Origin of the sequence: Mycobacterium adipatum (genome assembly GCF_001644575.1) — a bacterium.
GTDB classification, from domain to species: domain Bacteria; phylum Actinomycetota; class Actinomycetes; order Mycobacteriales; family Mycobacteriaceae; genus Mycobacterium; species Mycobacterium adipatum.
Map to the genome: position 1 here is coordinate 1,125,545 of NZ_CP015596.1, position 16,133 is coordinate 1,141,677.

At 68.9% G+C, this 16,133-nt stretch carries 15 protein-coding genes, 1 tRNA gene and 1 other RNA gene; 8 read left to right on the forward strand and 9 right to left on the reverse strand.

Annotation, left to right across the window (positions count from 1 at the left end):
- Positions 1-514: 514 nt before the first annotated feature.
- The 3 genes from A7U43_RS05230 to A7U43_RS05240 all read right to left on the reverse strand — a co-directional run bounded on the left by A7U43_RS05230 (position 515) and on the right by A7U43_RS05240 (position 2,533).
- Positions 515-1,537 (reverse strand): S1C family serine protease, encoded by a 1,023-nt coding sequence (locus A7U43_RS05230; RefSeq protein ID WP_067991960.1) that lies wholly within the window; start codon positions 1,535-1,537, stop codon positions 515-517.
- Positions 1,538-1,620: 83 nt separating this feature from the next.
- On the reverse strand, positions 1,621-2,376 hold the full coding sequence (gene lucA, locus A7U43_RS05235; RefSeq protein ID WP_067991963.1) for a lipid uptake coordinator LucA: 756 nt from the start codon (positions 2,374-2,376) through the stop codon (positions 1,621-1,623).
- Positions 2,377-2,447: 71 nt separating this feature from the next.
- Positions 2,448-2,533: transfer RNA gene (locus A7U43_RS05240), tRNA-Ser, on the reverse strand.
- Between the two features lie 76 nt (positions 2,534-2,609).
- Here A7U43_RS05240 and ffs point away from each other — a divergent pair.
- From ffs to A7U43_RS05255, 3 genes are all read left to right on the forward strand, one after another.
- An RNA gene (gene ffs / locus A7U43_RS05245) (signal recognition particle sRNA small type) lies at positions 2,610-2,704 on the forward strand.
- Positions 2,705-2,770: 66 nt separating this feature from the next.
- The gene (locus A7U43_RS05250) at positions 2,771-4,051 is read left to right on the forward strand and encodes an aspartate aminotransferase type Ic (RefSeq protein WP_067991966.1); all 1,281 of its coding nucleotides are present in this window, start codon (positions 2,771-2,773) and stop codon (positions 4,049-4,051) included.
- Between the two features lie 27 nt (positions 4,052-4,078).
- On the forward strand, positions 4,079-5,992 hold the full coding sequence (locus tag A7U43_RS05255; RefSeq protein ID WP_067991969.1) for a DNA polymerase III subunits gamma/tau: 1,914 nt from the start codon (positions 4,079-4,081) through the stop codon (positions 5,990-5,992).
- Between the two features lie 7 nt (positions 5,993-5,999).
- On the opposite strand, the gene A7U43_RS05260 is transcribed toward A7U43_RS05255, so the two are convergent.
- Together A7U43_RS05260 and A7U43_RS05265 are read right to left on the reverse strand one after the other, a co-directional pair.
- On the reverse strand, positions 6,000-7,304 hold the full coding sequence (locus A7U43_RS05260; RefSeq protein ID WP_067991973.1) for a class I SAM-dependent methyltransferase: 1,305 nt from the start codon (positions 7,302-7,304) through the stop codon (positions 6,000-6,002).
- Positions 7,301-8,683, reverse strand: a complete 1,383-nt coding sequence (locus A7U43_RS05265; RefSeq protein WP_067991978.1) for an FAD-binding oxidoreductase — start codon at positions 8,681-8,683, stop codon at positions 7,301-7,303. The genes A7U43_RS05260 and A7U43_RS05265 overlap by 4 nt, the downstream gene beginning before the upstream one ends.
- Positions 8,684-8,753: 70 nt before the next feature.
- On the opposite strand from A7U43_RS05265, the gene A7U43_RS05270 reads away from it, so the two are divergent.
- On the forward strand, positions 8,754-9,191 hold the full coding sequence (locus A7U43_RS05270; RefSeq protein ID WP_067991980.1) for an SRPBCC family protein: 438 nt from the start codon (positions 8,754-8,756) through the stop codon (positions 9,189-9,191).
- On the opposite strand, the gene A7U43_RS05275 is transcribed toward A7U43_RS05270, so the two are convergent.
- Positions 9,188-9,898, reverse strand: coding sequence for an Rv3717 family N-acetylmuramoyl-L-alanine amidase (locus A7U43_RS05275; protein WP_068001957.1), 711 nt, complete (start codon positions 9,896-9,898; stop codon positions 9,188-9,190). The genes A7U43_RS05270 and A7U43_RS05275 overlap by 4 nt on opposite strands.
- Before the next feature lie 154 nt (positions 9,899-10,052).
- Here A7U43_RS05275 and A7U43_RS05280 point away from each other — a divergent pair, with 154 nt between their 5' ends.
- From A7U43_RS05280 to A7U43_RS05290, 3 genes are all read left to right on the forward strand, one after another.
- Positions 10,053-10,388, forward strand: coding sequence for a YbaB/EbfC family nucleoid-associated protein (locus A7U43_RS05280; RefSeq protein WP_067991982.1), 336 nt, complete (start codon positions 10,053-10,055; stop codon positions 10,386-10,388).
- A 1-nt stretch (position 10,389) separates the two neighbouring features.
- Complete coding sequence (gene recR / locus A7U43_RS05285; RefSeq protein ID WP_067991985.1) at positions 10,390-11,001, forward strand: recombination mediator RecR; 612 nt, start codon at positions 10,390-10,392, stop codon at positions 10,999-11,001.
- A gap of 93 nt (positions 11,002-11,094) precedes the next feature.
- Positions 11,095-12,216 carry a hypothetical protein gene (locus tag A7U43_RS05290; protein ID WP_156525848.1) on the forward strand — a complete coding sequence of 374 codons (1,122 nt, stop codon included), beginning with the start codon at positions 11,095-11,097 and terminating at the stop codon, positions 12,214-12,216.
- Here A7U43_RS05290 and A7U43_RS05295 read toward each other — a convergent pair.
- The gene (locus tag A7U43_RS05295; protein ID WP_067991990.1) at positions 12,213-12,920 is read right to left on the reverse strand and encodes a type 1 glutamine amidotransferase; all 708 of its coding nucleotides are present in this window, start codon (positions 12,918-12,920) and stop codon (positions 12,213-12,215) included. The two genes, A7U43_RS05290 and A7U43_RS05295, sit on opposite strands and share 4 nt — an antisense overlap.
- Positions 12,917-14,173 carry a Mur ligase family protein gene (locus A7U43_RS05300; RefSeq protein ID WP_067991993.1) on the reverse strand — a complete coding sequence of 419 codons (1,257 nt, stop codon included), beginning with the start codon at positions 14,171-14,173 and terminating at the stop codon, positions 12,917-12,919. The genes A7U43_RS05295 and A7U43_RS05300 overlap by 4 nt, the downstream gene beginning before the upstream one ends.
- A gap of 73 nt (positions 14,174-14,246) precedes the next feature.
- Here A7U43_RS05300 and A7U43_RS05305 point away from each other — a divergent pair, with 73 nt between their 5' ends.
- The gene (locus A7U43_RS05305; RefSeq protein ID WP_067991996.1) at positions 14,247-15,236 is read left to right on the forward strand and encodes a DEDDh family exonuclease; all 990 of its coding nucleotides are present in this window, start codon (positions 14,247-14,249) and stop codon (positions 15,234-15,236) included.
- 16 nt (positions 15,237-15,252) lie between these two features.
- On the opposite strand, the gene A7U43_RS05310 is transcribed toward A7U43_RS05305, so the two are convergent.
- A complete protein-coding gene (locus A7U43_RS05310; RefSeq protein WP_067991999.1) occupies positions 15,253-16,113 on the reverse strand; it encodes a helix-turn-helix transcriptional regulator in 861 nt (286 codons plus the stop codon).
- Positions 16,114-16,133: the final 20 nt, after the last annotated feature.

Below are 16,133 nucleotides of genomic sequence, written 5' to 3' on the forward strand. Positions count from 1 at the left end.
GGAGCATCGTGGAATCGGCCCGGTTCCGCTGCCGGGAGCCGGGTGTGTCGGCCGCGTCCTCGGCCCGGACGAGCGGCGCGTGCACGCGACCGTGCCAGGTGCCGACCGGCGCCGGGCGGCGGTGGTCACACGTCACGGCGCTGTGGGTGCCCGGTCCGTCGATCTGGGCCGACCCAGGGTTGACAAGCGTTGTGCCACTGTGGATTAACGCACTGAATCGATTGCCGTGGCGACGCGACCAGGGCCCGGACCGGGCCCGGGAGATGTCGCACCGGCCGGCCCGGTGTATTTCGGTCGGCCGTGTGGCACCGGACCGGCGGATCCCGAGGTGGGGCAGACGGCGGCCGCGCCAGCGCGTCGGCGCGCCGCGACGGCAGTGTCCGAGGCGGCACTGCAGGCACGATGTAAGACCGGTCACATGGATCGCCGACGCGTTGCCGAGCAACGTCGGAGACAGGCAACTGACGCCCGCGCAGAAAATTGGTGAATTCCCGCGCCGCGGGACGTTCGCGCCTCAGGACCCGGGTGTCAGGACCGCCTTGCCGGTGCGGTGCTGGCCGGCCCGGTCGACCCACGTCAAACCGATGACATCGCCGGGATAGTGCCGGTCCAGTACCCGGGTGAGGTCGGCGGCCGACTCGATCGGGGTCTCGTCGATGGTCAGGATCACGTCCCCGTTGGCCAGTCCGGCCTGCTCGGCGGGGCCGCCGCGGAGAACTTCGCGGACGAGGACGCCGGGAAAAGCCTCGTGCTGTTCGGCACTGCTCACGCCCACCCCGAGCAGGGTCGGCGGGCCGATGTGCACGGTGTCCGACGGTATCCGTGACCGGATCTGGTTGGCGATCGCCATGGCGTCATTGATCGGGATGGCGAAGCCCTCCCCACCCGGGTCGGTCTGAAAGTTCACCGTCGCCGCGGTCGTCACGCCGATGACCTGCCCGGCGGCGTTGACCACCGGGCCACCCGAATCGCCCGCCCGCACGGGTGCGGCGATCTCGAACAGCCCGGTCATCTGGGTCTTGGCGCCGGTCAGTTCGTCTTCGGCGCTGATGGTGCGACCGAGTGCGGTCACGGTGCCGGATTCCCGGGTCAACGGGCTGTTGCTGCCCCGGGCGTTGCCGATGGCGATGACCGGTTCGCCGACCACGATGCCGGTGGAGTCGCCCAGTGCGACGGTGGGCGCACCGCCGCCGCCGCGCAGCTGCAGCACCGCGATATCGCGGCCGCGGTCGAAGCCGACGATATCGGCGCCGAAGGAACGGCCCCCGACCACGGCGGTGATCACGTCGGCGCCCTGCACGACGTGATAGTTCGTCAGCACCTGGCCGGCACCGTCGATCACGAAGCCGGTGCCGGTGCCCATCACGTGCTGGTAGTCCACGACGGTGTCCAGGCGCACCACCGCAGGCTCGACCTGATCGGCGGCCCAGCCGAGATCTCCCGGCTCGGCGGCAGCGGTGGCCGGGAAGACCAGCAGGACGGCGGCGATGGCGGTGAACAGGGCGGTGAGCCACCGCCGGGTGTGGACCGTGCGCATTCGCCGCCTTCCGAGCGCCAGTGGATTCCCCTCAATACTGACTGGACGGAGGCGAACTGTCGACGTGATTGGCGTCGGGTGCGTCAATTCTCGGTGGCGACGCCGCCGCGGGTGCGGCCCCGACGGGACTTGCCCGACGGTCGGTGATTGCGCAGTTTGGCGTCGTCAGAGGTGGTTTCCGCGGCCGACTCGGTGTCCTCGGCGGGGTCCGATTCGTCCTTGGTCCCGGTGGTTTCCTCGGACTCGGCAGTTTCGTCGGACTCGGCGGTCTCGTCGGATTCTGCGGGAGCTTCGGATTCCGTGGTGGCGGCGTCTTCCGTGGCTTCCGGGGCGTCCGTGGCGGCGGGTTCCTGCGAGCGGCGTCCCCGCCTGCTCGGCTTCTCGGCTTTCACCTTCAGCGGTTTGGGCGGCGGGGGCGGCAACTCGGCCACGAAGGCCAGATAGAACGCGAAGGCGGCGAGCAGCGCGATCGCCGCCGCGGCGCCGTAGATACCGAAAAGCCACTGGCCTGCGGTGTCCAGATCCAGCCAGATCTCGCTGATGGCGGCTCCGGTGATCAGCACGCCGGCCGCGATGTGCCCGACGATCGACCACACCCGCAGCGACAACGCCAGCGCCGGGGTGCCCAGTTCGGGCTTACGGGTGCGCGCCAGCGTCAGCACCACCGGTAGCGCCGTCAGCCCGACCAGCACACCGCATACGATGCGCAGCACGGTGCCCAGGGTGCCCGGCCACTGGCCGGTCAGCTCGAACCAGCGCGGAAGCACGAACAGGAAGAACAGGGCTCCGGCGAGGATCAGTGAGGACGCGTGCCACAACGATGCGATACCGCGCCGCATACTCCTCCTAGAACGAGTTCGTGGTCCCGGGGCGTGACCGGATCATCTCCGGCCACGCCCCGGACCAACTGCGGAGGATAGGGGATTTGAACCCCTGAGGGCTATTAACCCAACCCGCGTTCCAGGCGAGCGCCATAGGCCACTAGGCGAATCCTCCGTCGGCCATGGTAGCCGACCGCCGGACCACGCCCGACCACCCTCCTGCCCGCCGAGGCCGGGTACTACACTCGATCACCGGACCCCGCGCGGCGTCCATCCTGTGAACTCCCCCAGGGCCGGAAGGCAGCAAGGGTCAATGGGCTCTGGCGGGTGCGCGGGGTCCCCTTACGTTTTTGAGGCAAACCCGCCCCCCTTCGAGCAACCTGTGTTCGCGGCTTCGCGTGAAAGGTCCGCCGTGTCGTTTGAATCACTGAGCCGCGACGAACTGACGGCTCAGCACGAACTGCAGCAGCGCAACTACGCCGAGCTGCAGGCCAAGGGCCTGGCACTGGATCTGACCCGGGGCAAGCCGTCGGCGGCGCAACTGGACCTGTCCAATGACCTGCTCGAACTTCCGGGCCGGGATGCCTACCGGGACGCCGAGGGCACCGACACCCGCAACTACGGCGGCCTGCACGGCCTGCCGGAGCTACGCGCGATCTTCGGTGAGCTGCTCGACATCCCGGTGCAGAACTTGATCGCCGGCAACAACGCCAGCCTGGAGTTCATGCACGACACGGTGGTCTACTCGCTGCTGCACGGCGGTGTCGACTCCCCGCGACCCTGGTCGGCGGAGCCCGGCGTGAAGTTCCTCTGCCCGTCACCGGGCTATGACCGGCATTTCGCGATCTCCGAGAGCTTCGGTATCGAGATGCTCCCGGTGCCCCTGCGCGAGGACGGCCCGGACGTCGACCTCATCGAAGAACTGGTCGCCGCCGACCCGGCGGTGCGGGGCATGTGGTGCGTGCCGGTGTACTCGAACCCGACCGGCACCACCTATTCGCGGGAGACCATCACTCGGCTGCTGCAGATGCGCACCGCCGCCCCGGACTTCCGGCTGTTCTGGGACAACGCCTACGCCGTGCACACCATCACGGGCGAGTTCGTCGAGCCGGTCAATGTGCTGGCGCTGGCCGAAGCCGCGGGCAACCCGAACCGGCCGCTGGTGTTCGCCTCCACCTCGAAGATGACCTTCGCCGGTGCCGGGGTGAGTTTCTTCGGCGCCTCGGCGGACAACATCGCCTGGTATCTGCGGCACGCCGGTAAGAAATCGATCGGCCCGGACAAGGTGAACCAGCTGCGGCACCTGCGCTTCTTCGGCGACGCCGAGGGTGTCCGGCGGCATATGCAGCGCCACCGTGACCTCCTGGCCCCCAAGTTCGCCCTCGTGGCCGAGATCCTGTCCGACCGGCTGGACGCCGCGAAGATCGCCTCGTGGACCGATCCCCAGGGCGGCTACTTCGTCAGCCTGGACGTCTGGCCCGGTACGGCGCGCCGCACCATCGCACTGGCCAAGGACGCCGGTATCGCCGTCACCGCGGCCGGCGCGGCCTTCCCGTACGGAAAAGACCCGGAGGACAAGAACATCCGGATTGCCCCGAGTTTCCCGCCGGAGTCCGACCTGCGCGCGGCCATCGACGGACTGTCGACCTGCGCACTACTGGCGGCCACCGAGTCGCTGCTGGCTCGTGATTAGTCGCCCCCGCTCGGTACCCTGCTGACCGTGGCGCTCTACCGGAAGTACCGACCCGCAAGCTTCGCCGAGGTCGTCGGCCAGGAGCATGTCACCGCACCACTGTCAACGGCGCTGTCCGCCGGCCGTATCAACCACGCGTACCTGTTCTCCGGTCCGCGCGGCTGCGGCAAGACCTCGTCGGCGCGCATCCTGGCCCGTTCGTTGAACTGCGAACAGGGGCCCACCCCGACACCGTGCGGGGTCTGCGACTCCTGTGTGGCGCTCGCCCCCAACGGCCCGGGCAATGTCGACGTCGTGGAGCTCGACGCCGCCAGCCACGGCGGTGTGGACGACACCCGCGAGCTACGCGACCGCGCGTTCTACGCGCCGGCGCAGTCGCGGTACCGCATCTTCATCGTCGACGAGGCCCACATGGTCACCACCGCGGGCTTCAACGCGCTGCTCAAGATCGTCGAGGAGCCACCGGACCACCTGATCTTCGTGTTCGCCACCACCGAACCGGAGAAGGTGCTGCCGACCATCCGGTCCCGGACGCATCACTACCCGTTCCGGTTGCTGGCACCCAAGACGATGCGCACTCTGCTGGAACGCATCTGCCGCGATGAGGGCGTCACGGTGGAGGACGCCGTCTATCCGCTGGTGATCCGCGCCGGCGGCGGTTCGCCGCGCGACAGTCTGTCGGTGCTCGACCAGCTGGTCGCCGGCGCCGACGGCAACCGGGTGCTCTACCAGCGGGCGTTGTCGCTGCTGGGTGCCACCGATGTCGCCCTGATCGACGACGCGGTGGACGCGCTGGCCGCCGGCGATGCCGCCGCGTTGTTCGGAGCGGTCGAATCGGTGATCGATGCCGGCCACGACCCGCGCCGCTTCGCCGTCGACCTGCTGGAACGATTCCGCGATCTCATTGTGCTGCAAGCAGTTCCGGATGCCGCCGATCGCGGCGTGGTCGATGCCCCGGACGGCGTGCTGGACCGGATGCGCGAGCAGGCCGCCAAGGTGGGATCGGCGACGTTGGCGCGGTACGCCGAGGCGGTGCATGCCGGTCTCGGCGAGATGCGCGGCGCAACGGCGCCGCGACTGCTGCTGGAGGTGGTCTGCGCCCGGCTGTTGCTGCCGTCGGCCCACGACACCGAATCAGCTCTGCTGCAACGGATCGAGCGCATCGAGACCCGCCTCGACATGGCCCTTCCGGGTGACGGGTCCGCCCCGGTGCCCGCTGCGTCGCCGACCCCGGCCAAACAGTTCGTCCGGGCCAGCCGCGCCCAGGCGGCGGCCGAGGCCACACCCGAGCCGGTGCCCCAGCCCAGGCCGTTGCCGACCCCCGAGCCGACCCCCGAACCCGAACCGGCACCCGAACCCGTACCGGTGCCGCGGCCTGCGCCGGCCCCCGAACCGGTCGCCCCGCCGGTCCCCGAGCCGGCTCCGGCACCCGTGCCGCCGCCCCGACCGGCGCCGGTCCCCGAACCCGAACCGGCACCCGCCGCGCCGCCGGCGGCTGCCGCCGTCGGCCAGCCCGATGCCGCCGCGGTGCGCTCGATGTGGGACACCGTGCGGGAGAAGGTGAATGCCCGCAGCAAGCCGGTCAACGCGATGCTGGCCGATGCCATCGTGCGAGCGGTCGACGGTGACACGCTGGTGCTCAGCCACCGGGCGCCCCCACTGGCCAAGCGGCTCAGCGAGCAGCGCAATGTGGAGGTCATCCGGGAGGCGCTCAAAGATGCGCTCGGGGTGAACTGGCAGGTCCGGTGTGTGCCGGACTCCGGCGAGCCGGCGCCCTCCGACGCCGGGCCCGCCCCGCGTCAGGATCAGCGGGCCGAAGAGGAACGCATGCTGGCCGAGGCCAACAGTGACACCTCGGAGGTGGTACGCCGCGACCCGGAGGAAGTGGCGATCGAATTGCTGCAGACCGAGTTGGGTGCCAAGCGGATCGACCGGGGCTGACCCAGCCTCACGGAGTCCACCAGGGCCGCATCGGCAGACCGCCGTCACCGCCGCGATCATCCAACTTGACCGCCAGAACTTGGTGCAGCTGAACGACATTGGATTCGAAGCCGAGCCGGGAGCCGGCCATGTAGAGGCCCCACACCCTGGCGGTGGGCAGGCCGACCTCGGCGACGGCTTCGTCCCAGTGGGTGACGAGGTTGGCGCACCAGTCGCGCAGCGTCAACGCGTAATGGTGGCGCAGGTTCTCCTCGTGCAGTACCTCCAGGCCGACATCCTGCGCTGCGGCGATGATGCGCCCCGACCCGGTCAGCTCCCCATCGGGGAACACATAGCGATCGATGAAGAAGCTCGCCGTTGCGCCGGCCCGGTTGTTCGGGCGGGTGATGCAGTGGTTGAGCAGCAATGCGCCGGTACGCATCTTCGCCTGCAGGAAGGCGAAATACGCCGGATAGTTGGCCACGCCGATGTGTTCGGTCAGGCCGATCGAGGACACCGCGTCGAAACCGGATTCGCGGACATCGCGGTAGTCGCCGTGTCGCACCTCGGCCAGTGCGGACAGGCCCTCGTCGGCGATGGCGCGCTGCGCCCACGCGGCCTGCTCCGCGGACAACGTGACACCCACTGCCCGCACTCCGCGCCGGGCGGCGTAGCGCACCATGCTGCCCCAGCCGCAGCCGACGTCGAGCAACCGGTCCCCGGGCTTGAGCCGCAACTTCTCGAACACCAACCGGTACTTGTTGTCCTGCGCTTCCTCCAGCGTCGCCTGCCCATCCGGATAGCACGCGCAGGTGTAGGTCATCGACGCCCCGAGCACCCGCTCGTAAAAGGCGTTCGACACGTCGTAGTGGTGGTGGATCGCTTCGGCGTCACGGTTGCGGCTGTGCCGCAGGCCTTCTGCGATACGCCGCCAGCGGGGCAGTGCCTCCTGCGGGGGCGGTGCGATCGGGACAAGGTGCTCCAAGCCGATCGATCCGATGACATTGGCAAGGACGCGTGCGGGCGGGCGCTTGATCGCCGTCTTGTCCGCGAGTGCGCGCAGCAGGTCATAGGGGTCGCCGGGATGCACACCCAGCGGCTCGATGTCGCCCGCCACGTAGGCGCGCGCCAGACCCAGCTCGCCCGGCGCGGTCGCCAGGTAGGTGGTGCCGCGTGGCGACGCCAATCTCAGGCCGACCGCGGCGTCCTCCGGGCCCGACGTGCTGCCGTCATAGGCGGTGAACTTCACGGGGAGCCGGCCGGAGGTGAAGGCCTGCAGCACCTCGGCGAGACTGAGCTTGCCCGGCTCGGTGCGGTCTCTGAACGTAGTCACCGGTTCTGCACCGCCTTCGCGTAGAGATCGAGCAGTCGCCCATCGGGGTCGTAGACCGTCTTCACCGCCCGGTAGGCCTCACCGCCGTAGCGGGCGTCGAACTCGTCGGCACTGTAGAAGGACTCCGAATACAGCGACTTGTGACCGTCCAGTTCGGAGACCTTGCGCTCGATGAGCCGGTTGGTGTGGCCGGGTGCCGGTCCGGCGGGCACCGAGGACCAGAACCCGATGTTCACGTAGCTGTGGTGCGGGCGCAGCGGGTACAGCGGCCATTGGGCACCCTGGTCGCGTAGCCGCAACGGGCACAGCCAGATCGGCTCGATGGGGACGTTGTCGAGGAACCAGTTCAGGAACGCGCCGCAGTTTTCCAGCGGCACCTCGACATCCTGCACGACCCGCTCCCTGGGCGGGCGCCCGTTGCGCTTCTCGATCCGGTCGGCGATACCGAAACGCCGGTCGTAACCGATGAGCTTCCAATAGAAGCTGCTGCGCCGGTAGCGCCGCGGCCACAGCCGGCGCAGCACCGGATGCTGGGCACCGAAAGCCCTTGAACACCAGAACCAGTCGGTGTCCCAGCGCCACAGGTAATCGGCGATGGTGAGGCGGTCGTGACGTTCGCCGTGGTCGTGCTGAATGGACCGGTAGTAGATCTCACGGCCGGTGTAATCGCTGACCGGGCCCGCCGTGTCGGTCTGAAACCCCAGGCAGAGGTAGCTCTCGTCGGCGCTGAACACCACACCGTCGAGGTAATGCACGGGCACACCCTGGTAACCGCGGGTCTCGATGATGCGGTCCATCGCCGCCACCAGCTCGTCGAGCGAGTGGAAGCGCAGATGACGCAGCGCAACGTAGGGCGCCACCGGCTCCAGTTCGATACGCAACCGCACCGCATAGCCGAGCGTGCCGTAGGAGTTGGGGAAGGCACGGAACAAGTCCGAGTGCAGATCTCGATTTGCGGTGACGATTTCACCGGCGCCGGTGAGGATGTCGAGCTCGAGCACCGACTCGTGGGGTAGCCCGTTACGGAACGACGCCGACTCGATCCCCAGCCCGGTGACCGCGCCGCCGAGGGTGATGGTCTTGAGTTGGGGCACCACCAGCGGGGACAGGCCGTAGGGCAGGGTGGCCGCCACCAGCTCCTCATAGGTGCACATGCCCGAGACATCGGCGGTGCGCGTGTGCGCGTCCACCGAGATGACGCCGGTGAGCCCCGAGGTGTCCAGTCCGGGGGCAGCGTTGCGTTCCCGCGCCCGGAACAAGTTCGACGTGGGTTTGCGCAGCCGCACGGTCGCTGCCGGGGGGACGGCTCGATAGCTTGCCAGTAGTCGCTGCACGCCCGCCCCGTGCACAGCTTGTGCGTCAGTTGCAACAACAGACACACATATACGCTAGTCCTCGGTCGCCGAAGCCGCGACCGTACCGATATGTGACGACAGGAGTTTTGCACTCATGGGACAGGTCAGCGCTTCCAGCACCGTATTGATCGATGCCGCACCGGAAGCTGTGCTCGCCGCGGTCTCCGACTATCAGACGGTACGGCCCAAGATCCTCTCCGCGCACTACAGCAACTACTCCGTGCTCGAGGGCGGGCAGGGCGCAGGCACGGTTGTCACGTGGAAGCTGCAGGCCACCAAGTCCCGCTCCCGCGACGTGAAGGCCGACGTCGACGTCGCCGGCAAGACCGTCATCGAGAAGGATGCCAACTCGACCCTGGTCACGAATTGGACGGTCGCACCGGCCGGAACCGGTTCGACCGTCACCGTGAAGACGTCGTGGAAGGGCGCCGGCGGCGTCAAGGGCTTCTTCGAGAAGACCTTCGCCCCGCTCGGGCTGCGCAAGATCCAGGACGAGGTGCTGGCCAACCTGAAGCAGGAACTCGAAAGCTAACCCTTGTTGGCCAGCCAGGTCGCGATGCCCCGGGCCACCGCCTCGGCGAGCTTCTGGCGCCCGGCCTCGGACTCCATCAGCGCCGAGTCGGCGGGGTTCTTCATGTTGCCCAGTTCGACCAGCACCGAGGGGAATTGCGCATGGTTGAGCCCGGCGATGTCCGAGCGCGGATCCAGGCCGTTGGAACCGATGTAGTTGGCCGGCGGGATGCCCGAACCCTGAAGTTGGTCGCGCATGATCTGGGCGAACTGGATGGAGGGTCCGGCCTGCACGGTGTTCAGCGGGGGTGAGGAGTACAGGACGTGGAAGCCGCGCCCCGTGGCCGGACCGCCGTCGGCGTGGACGCTGACGATGGCGTCGGGCCGCAGTGCGTTGGCCATCGCGGCGCGCTCGTCCACGCAGGGACCCAGCGCGTCGTCGTTACCGCGCGACATCGCGGTCCGGACCCCGTTGGCGTCCAGGATTGCCCGCAGACGCAGGGTCACGTCCCAGTTGAAAGTGTGCTCGGGATAACCGGAGTTCGTGGAGGTGCCGCTGGCCTGGCAATCCTTGGTGCCGCCGCGACCGGTGGGCACCTGGCGGCTGATGGAGGCGTCGTTGGCGCCGTTGTGGCCGGGGTCGAGGAACACGATCTTTCCGGCGATGCTGTTGGGCGCGGCGCCGGCCGGCGGCGCGGCCGAGGCGGACATACCGGCGGCGACGAGCATGGCCGCCGCCGCGATGGCGCCGACACGCAAGGTGGAGGGGACGTGCACGCCGCCACGGTAGCCGCGGTGGCGGCTACTGTTGAAGAGCAAATCGTCTCGGTCTTGTGAGTGCAATGAAGTCGAGACCAGGTCGCAACCAAGAGGGGACAGTCCCATGCAGCCCGGTGGTGGTCAGCCCGATATGTCCGCGTTGCTCGCGCAGGCTCAGCAGGTGCAGCAGCAGCTCATGGAGGCGCAGGAGGCGCTGGCCAATGCCGAGGTGCACGGTCAGGGCGGTGGCGGCCTGGTCCAGGTCACCATGAAGGGCAGCGGAGAGGTCGTCGCGGTGGCCATCGATCCGAAGGTCATCGACCCGTCCGATCCCGAGACGTTGCAGGATCTCATCGTCGGTGCCCTCGCCGACGCCGCCAAGCAGGTGACCATCCTCGCCCAGACCCGGCTCGGGCCGCTGGCCGGCGGGCTGGGTGGTTTCGGACTGCCGGGTACCTGAGTTGTTCGAGGGACCGGTACAGGATCTGATCGACGAACTCGGCAAGCTGCCGGGTATCGGGCCCAAGAGTGCCCAACGCATCGCGTTTCATCTGCTGTCGGTGGAGCCGCCGGATATTGATCGGCTGACAGCGGTGCTCGGTCGAATTCGCGATGGTGTCACCTTCTGCGCGGTGTGCGGCAACGTCTCCGATGACGTGCGCTGCCGGATCTGCAACGATGCCCGCCGCGACGCTTCCCTGGTGTGCGTCGTCGAGGAGCCCAAGGACATCCAGGCCGTGGAACGGACCCGCGAGTTCCGGGGCCGCTACCACGTGCTGGGCGGGGCGCTGGATCCGCTGTCCGGCGTGGGCCCGGACCAGCTGCGCATCCGCGAGCTGCTGAACCGGATCGGGGAGCGCGTCGACGGTGTCGACGTCGCCGAGGTGATCATTGCCACCGACCCGAACACCGAGGGTGAGGCGACAGCGACGTACCTCATGCGGATGCTGCGGGATATCCCCGGCCTCACCGTCAGCCGGATCGCGTCGGGCCTGCCGATGGGCGGTGACCTGGAGTTTGCCGACGAATTGACGTTAGGCCGTGCGCTCGCCGGTCGTCGCGCTATGGTCTAGATGACAGATTCGTCAATAAATGAAGCATCGCCCGGGTGGAGGGTTGTTTGCTGATTTCCCACGGCGGTGCAGTGTTCGCGAAGGGCGGTGACGGTGACTCGCGTCTTCCTCTCGACCTGGGGGCAAAGTGACAACATCGGCGATTCGATCCTGCGCCGCGGTCAACTACGCACCTTCCAGAACATCGACGGCGCGCAGCTCCACGTTCACGTGGGCCGTAAGGACTTCGATCCCAACGCCGAGGACTATGTGTCCGCGATCGGGCTGGACGGCACCGAGAAGCAGTACGACACGGCGGCCGGCTGGTTGTTCCGCGCGCTGAGCAGCCCGGCGGCGGGCCGCACGATCCTGGTCATGCCGACCGGCGAGATCCTCATGCCGGAGCGCTTCCGCCGCTACTGGGGCTGGTGGACGCTGGCGGGGGCGCTGGGAGCCAAGAGCCGCGGCGGTGCGATGGTCCAAGTCGGCGCCGGGGTGCGGATGTCGACGGTCGGCAAGAACGCAACAGGGGACACCCGCATCGTTCGCGACCAGGTGGACGTCCCTCCGCTGGAACGGTTGGCGCGGCGCAAGATGCCGGTGGTGGCGTGGCGCGACGCCAACACCCGCGACTCGTTCCAGGTCGGTGATGTGGCCCCGGACTGGGCGTTCGGGGAGGGACCCGACCCGGCCGACGGCCTCGGACCACCGCCGTCGGCCCGCAAGGTGCTGGCGGTGACCATGCGTTCGGATCGGGATGTGCTGACCGAGGACAAGATTGCGTTGATCCGAGAGATCGCGCACATGTATGGACTGCGTATCCAGGTGTACAGCCAGGTGCGCCGTGACCGCGCCGTCATGGAGAAACTCGCCGAGATCCTGCACCCGGGCACACCGGCGATCCTGATGCGTGATGAGTCCCACGACGAGTGGGAAGCCGTGATGCGCACCATGTATCGGGATTCGGCCATTGTGGTCAGTGATCGTCTGCACGCGCTGATCATCGCCGCGACCGAGGGCGCCATTCCCGTGGCGCTGTCGAACTGGACCACCGAGAAGGCCGTGCGGATGCTCAAACCCGGCGGGTTCGACCTGCCGCCGCAGGATCCGGGCGCCATCAAGAGCTACCTCAGCGAGATGTTCGCCGATCCGCAGGCCGTCAGTCGCCGGATCATGGGTGCGCGCGCCGAGATCGACGGTGTGCGTGCCCGGTTGCGCGACCTCGTAGCGGGCTAGACCCGCCGCGGCGCCGCTAATCGCTCGGCGCGCAGCAGATCCACCTCGGCCATGTGCAGCGGGGGAAGTTCGCCGACGACCTGGCTCAGTAGGTGATCGGCGAGTTCGGGATTGCGTGCCAGGCAGGGCCCGTGGAGGTAGGTGGCCAGCACGCTGCCCTGCACCGCCCCGTCATACCCGTCGCCGGCCCGGTTTCCCGCGCCCTTGGTGACCGCGCCGAGTGGCTGGGCGTCGTGGCCGAGAACCGTTCCGCCCCGGTGATTTTCGAATCCGGTCAGCGGCTGGGTGAGCCCGCCGTGCAAGGGTGTCGAGGACACCTCCCCGATGGTGCGGGTCTGCTGCGGGGCGGTGGTGACGTCGAGCAGTCCGACGCCGTCGACACGCTCACCGGCCGAGGTCTCATACCAATGACCGAGCACCTGGATGGCCGCGCAGATCGCCAGCACCGGGGCGCCGCGTACGGCGGCGCGCTGCAGACCCGGGTAACGGATGAGGTGTTTGGTGGCCAGGCGCTGCGCGTAGTCCTCGGCGCCGCCAAGGGTGTAGATGTCCAATGAGTCCGGCACCGGGTCGGCCAGCGTGATCTCGACGATCTCGGCGTCGATCCCGCGCAGCCGCAGGCGCTGTCGCAGCACCACGGCGTTGCCGCTGTCGCCGTAGGTGCCCATCACGTCGGGCAGTACCAGCCCGATCCGCACCGTCATGACACCCGCCGGTTCAGTTGCAGGAACGCGGTGTAGTTGGCGATCACCTCGACGTGACCGGGCGGGCACGACTCGATGGCGGCCAGGGTGTCGTGCACCAATGTGTGCTCGACCCCGGCGTAGCCCAGTCGCACCGCCAGATCGGTACCGCGTTCGCCGGCGGCCACCACCTGGGTGCGCTCGAAATGCTCGAAGCGGACATCCCACAACCAGGACAGATCCTCCCCGTCGGGAACCTGCCCGTTGACCGAGATGACCACCCCCGCAGCGTCTTTGTCGATCATCGACAGTGCCTCCTGCCAGCCGGCCGGGTTCTTGGCAAGCAACAGCCGGGCGGTGTGATCGCCGATCGTGACCGTCCGGTACCGGCCGGCGACCTCGTCGACGGTCGACACCGCGGCCACCGCCCGCGCGGGGTCGGCGCCCAGCGCCACCGCCGCGGCGACCGCCTGGGTGGCGTTACCGCGATTGACCGCACCCGGCAGGGCGAGCGTCATCGGCAGCGTGAAACCGTCGGGACCGTGGATGTCGGTGTCGTCGTAGGTCCACTGCGGGGTCGGTCTCTTGAAATCCGTACCGGTGGAATACCAATGGCTGCCGTCGCGGACGATGATCTCCCCGGAGCGTGGACAGCTCACCGAGTCCCCGGCCCAGCTGCCGCCGGCGGCCACCCACACCACGTTCGGGCAATCGTAGGCGGCCGAGGTCATCAGCACGTCATCGCAGTTGGCGATCACGACGGCATCCGGGTGGCGCGCCAGCCCGGCGCGCAGGGTGCGCTCGATGTGGTTGATCTCACCGACCCGATCGAGCTGATCGCGGGACAGGTTCAGCAGCACGATCACTGCCGGGGACACCGCGTCGCTGACGTGCGGCACGTGCATCTCGTCGACTTCCAGCGCGGCCAGCTCGGCCCGGCGCGCGCCCGCCAGCGCGGCCACCAGACCGGCGTCCATATTGGCGCCCTCGGCGTTGGTGGCCACCGGACCCAGCGTGGCCAGTGCCGCCGCGGTCATCCTGGTGGTGGTGGACTTGCCGTTCGTGCCGGTCACGATGACCGAGCGGCGGCCCTTGCCGAGTTGGCCGAGGATCGACTTGTCGATCGACATCGCCACCAGGCCGCCGATCATCGCCCCGGCACCGCGCCCGGTGACCCGCGAGGCCCAGCGTGCGGCGGACCCGGCGCCCAGCGCCAGCCGCCCTCGCAGGGACACCCCCGAGTCGCTGCGCTCCTGCCCGCCGGTTGAGACCATCCTGCGAATTTTAGGCACCCGACACGCACCTCTGCGATCCGGTCTTGTCAGACCACCGTGCCATCCTCGGGATATGAGCCAGTGCTGGGGCCGACCGGCGGCCGAAGCGGGCACCGGGTGGGCCGTCGTCGACGTGGAGACCACCGGGTTCCGTCCCGGCCAGGCCCGCGTCGTCAGCGTCGCCGCCCTGGCCGTCGGGGACGACGGCAGCGTCGAGCACAGCGTCTCCTCCCTGCTGAACCCCGGCGTCGACCCGGGCCCCACCCACGTGCACGGACTGACCGCCGAGATGCTGGCCGGCCAGCCCACCTTCGCCGATATCGCGCCGCGGCTCATGGAGGTGCTGCACGGGCGGACCCTCGTCGCTCACAATGTGGCGTTCGACTACGCCTTCCTGGCCGCCGAGGCCGAACTTGTCGGGGCCCAGCTGCCGGTCGACACCGTCATGTGCACGGTCGAGTTGGCCCGCCGGCTGGACCTGGGCACCGAGAACCTGCGTCTGGAGACGCTGGCGCGGCATTGGGGCGCCACCCAGCTGCGCCCGCACGACGCGCTGGACGACGCCCTGGTGCTCGCGCAGATCCTCAAGCCCGCGCTGGTCCAGGCGCGTGAGCGCAAATCGTGGCTGCCGATCCGTTCGGTGAGCCGGCGGATCTGGCCCAACGGCCACATCACCCACGACGAGCTGCGCCCGCTCAAGGTGCTGGCCGCGCGGTTGCCGTGCGATCACCTGAATCCGGGGCTGTACGTCGCGGGGCGGCCGCTGGTGCAGGGCATGCGGATCGCGCTGTCGGCGGAGATGACACACACCCACGAAGAAGTCATCGAGCGGATCCTCGACGCCGGACTGGCCTACGCGGAGAACGTCGACCAGCAGACCTCCCTGGTGGTGTGCAACGACGCCGCGCCCGCACAGGGCAAGGGCTACCAAGCGGTCGAGCAGGGCATCCCGTTGATGGGCGACGCCGAGTTCATGGCCCTGATCGGGCAGGCCGTCGGCGGCACCGATGTCGAGCAGTTCGCCGACACCACCGGCGACGGTGACCAGTACGCGTTGTTCTGAACGAGGCAGAGGTGTTTCACCCCGGCCTGGCGCCCGCGCGCCAACGGCGCGGCGCGACCCCGTGTTCCCTGCGGAACAAGCGCGCAAAGTAGGCGGGGTCGCGAAGACCGACACGGCGCGCGACGTCGGCGATCGGCAGGTCGGTCTCGGCGAGCAGCACCCGCGCCGCGGACATTCTGCGGTCGAGGATCCAGTCGACGACGGTGCGTCCGGTGCGGCGGCGCACCACCGTGGTCAGGTGGCCAGGCGTCAGGCCCAGTTCGTCGGCCACATCCCGCAGGGACAGCGGTTCGGCAAGGCGGCGCTCGACCACGGCGAGGACTTCGGTCACCACCGACGTGCCGCCGCGAGGTCGGTCGGCGATGACATCGTCGGCGAGGCGGGCCAGATCGATCAACAGCAAGGTCAGATGCGCCAGTACCGCTGGGCGGTAGCCGTCGCGGCGGGAGGTGAGCTCCGTGCCGATCGACTCGACGGCAGCGTTCCAGAATGGTCGCCGCTGCACGGGCACGTGCAGCTCGAGCATGCCGCCGCGGTGCTCATGCTGAAACGGGAACAACAGTGGGGGGCCCCGCCAGGTGGGCCACGGTGAGCGAGCCTGCACACCGAGCGCCGCGGGGTCGAAGAAGATCCCGATCGCGTCGAACCGGGATCCCATCCGGGTGGGGTCCACGGCCTCGCCGGCGGCGGCGACGATGACGGCGCCGCTGTCCGGGACATACGTCAGGACCGGGAAATCGTGGATATGCGGGCGGGACTCCGGCAGTTCGCCGGCCCGGAGCCGGATCAGCGATACCGGGGGCGTATCGAGTCCGACGGCGTAGTCGTAGACCGGGATACCGTCCCGATGCCGAACGATTCGGGCCGGAGCTGCCATGACCAAAGATAATCCTACTT

Excerpts from the sequence above, each read along its gene's own strand:
- A7U43_RS05295 (WP_067991990.1), bottom strand. The coding sequence starts at position 12,920 with ATGACGGTGCGGATCGGGCTGGTACTGCCCGACGTGATGGGCACCTAC.
- A7U43_RS05310 (WP_067991999.1), bottom strand. The coding sequence starts at position 16,113 with ATGGCAGCTCCGGCCCGAATCGTTCGGCATCGGGACGGTATCCCGGTC.
- A7U43_RS05305 (WP_067991996.1), top strand. The coding sequence starts at position 14,247 with ATGAGCCAGTGCTGGGGCCGACCGGCGGCCGAAGCGGGCACCGGGTGG.
- A7U43_RS05280 (WP_067991982.1), top strand. The coding sequence starts at position 10,053 with ATGCAGCCCGGTGGTGGTCAGCCCGATATGTCCGCGTTGCTCGCGCAG.
- A7U43_RS05275 (WP_068001957.1), bottom strand. The coding sequence starts at position 9,898 with ATGCTCGTCGCCGCCGGTATGTCCGCCTCGGCCGCGCCGCCGGCCGGC.
- A7U43_RS05270 (WP_067991980.1), top strand. The coding sequence starts at position 8,754 with ATGGGACAGGTCAGCGCTTCCAGCACCGTATTGATCGATGCCGCACCG.
- A7U43_RS05230 (WP_067991960.1), bottom strand. The coding sequence starts at position 1,537 with ATGCGCACGGTCCACACCCGGCGGTGGCTCACCGCCCTGTTCACCGCC.
- lucA (WP_067991963.1), bottom strand. The coding sequence starts at position 2,376 with ATGCGGCGCGGTATCGCATCGTTGTGGCACGCGTCCTCACTGATCCTC.
- A7U43_RS05300 (WP_067991993.1), bottom strand. The coding sequence starts at position 14,173 with ATGGTCTCAACCGGCGGGCAGGAGCGCAGCGACTCGGGGGTGTCCCTG.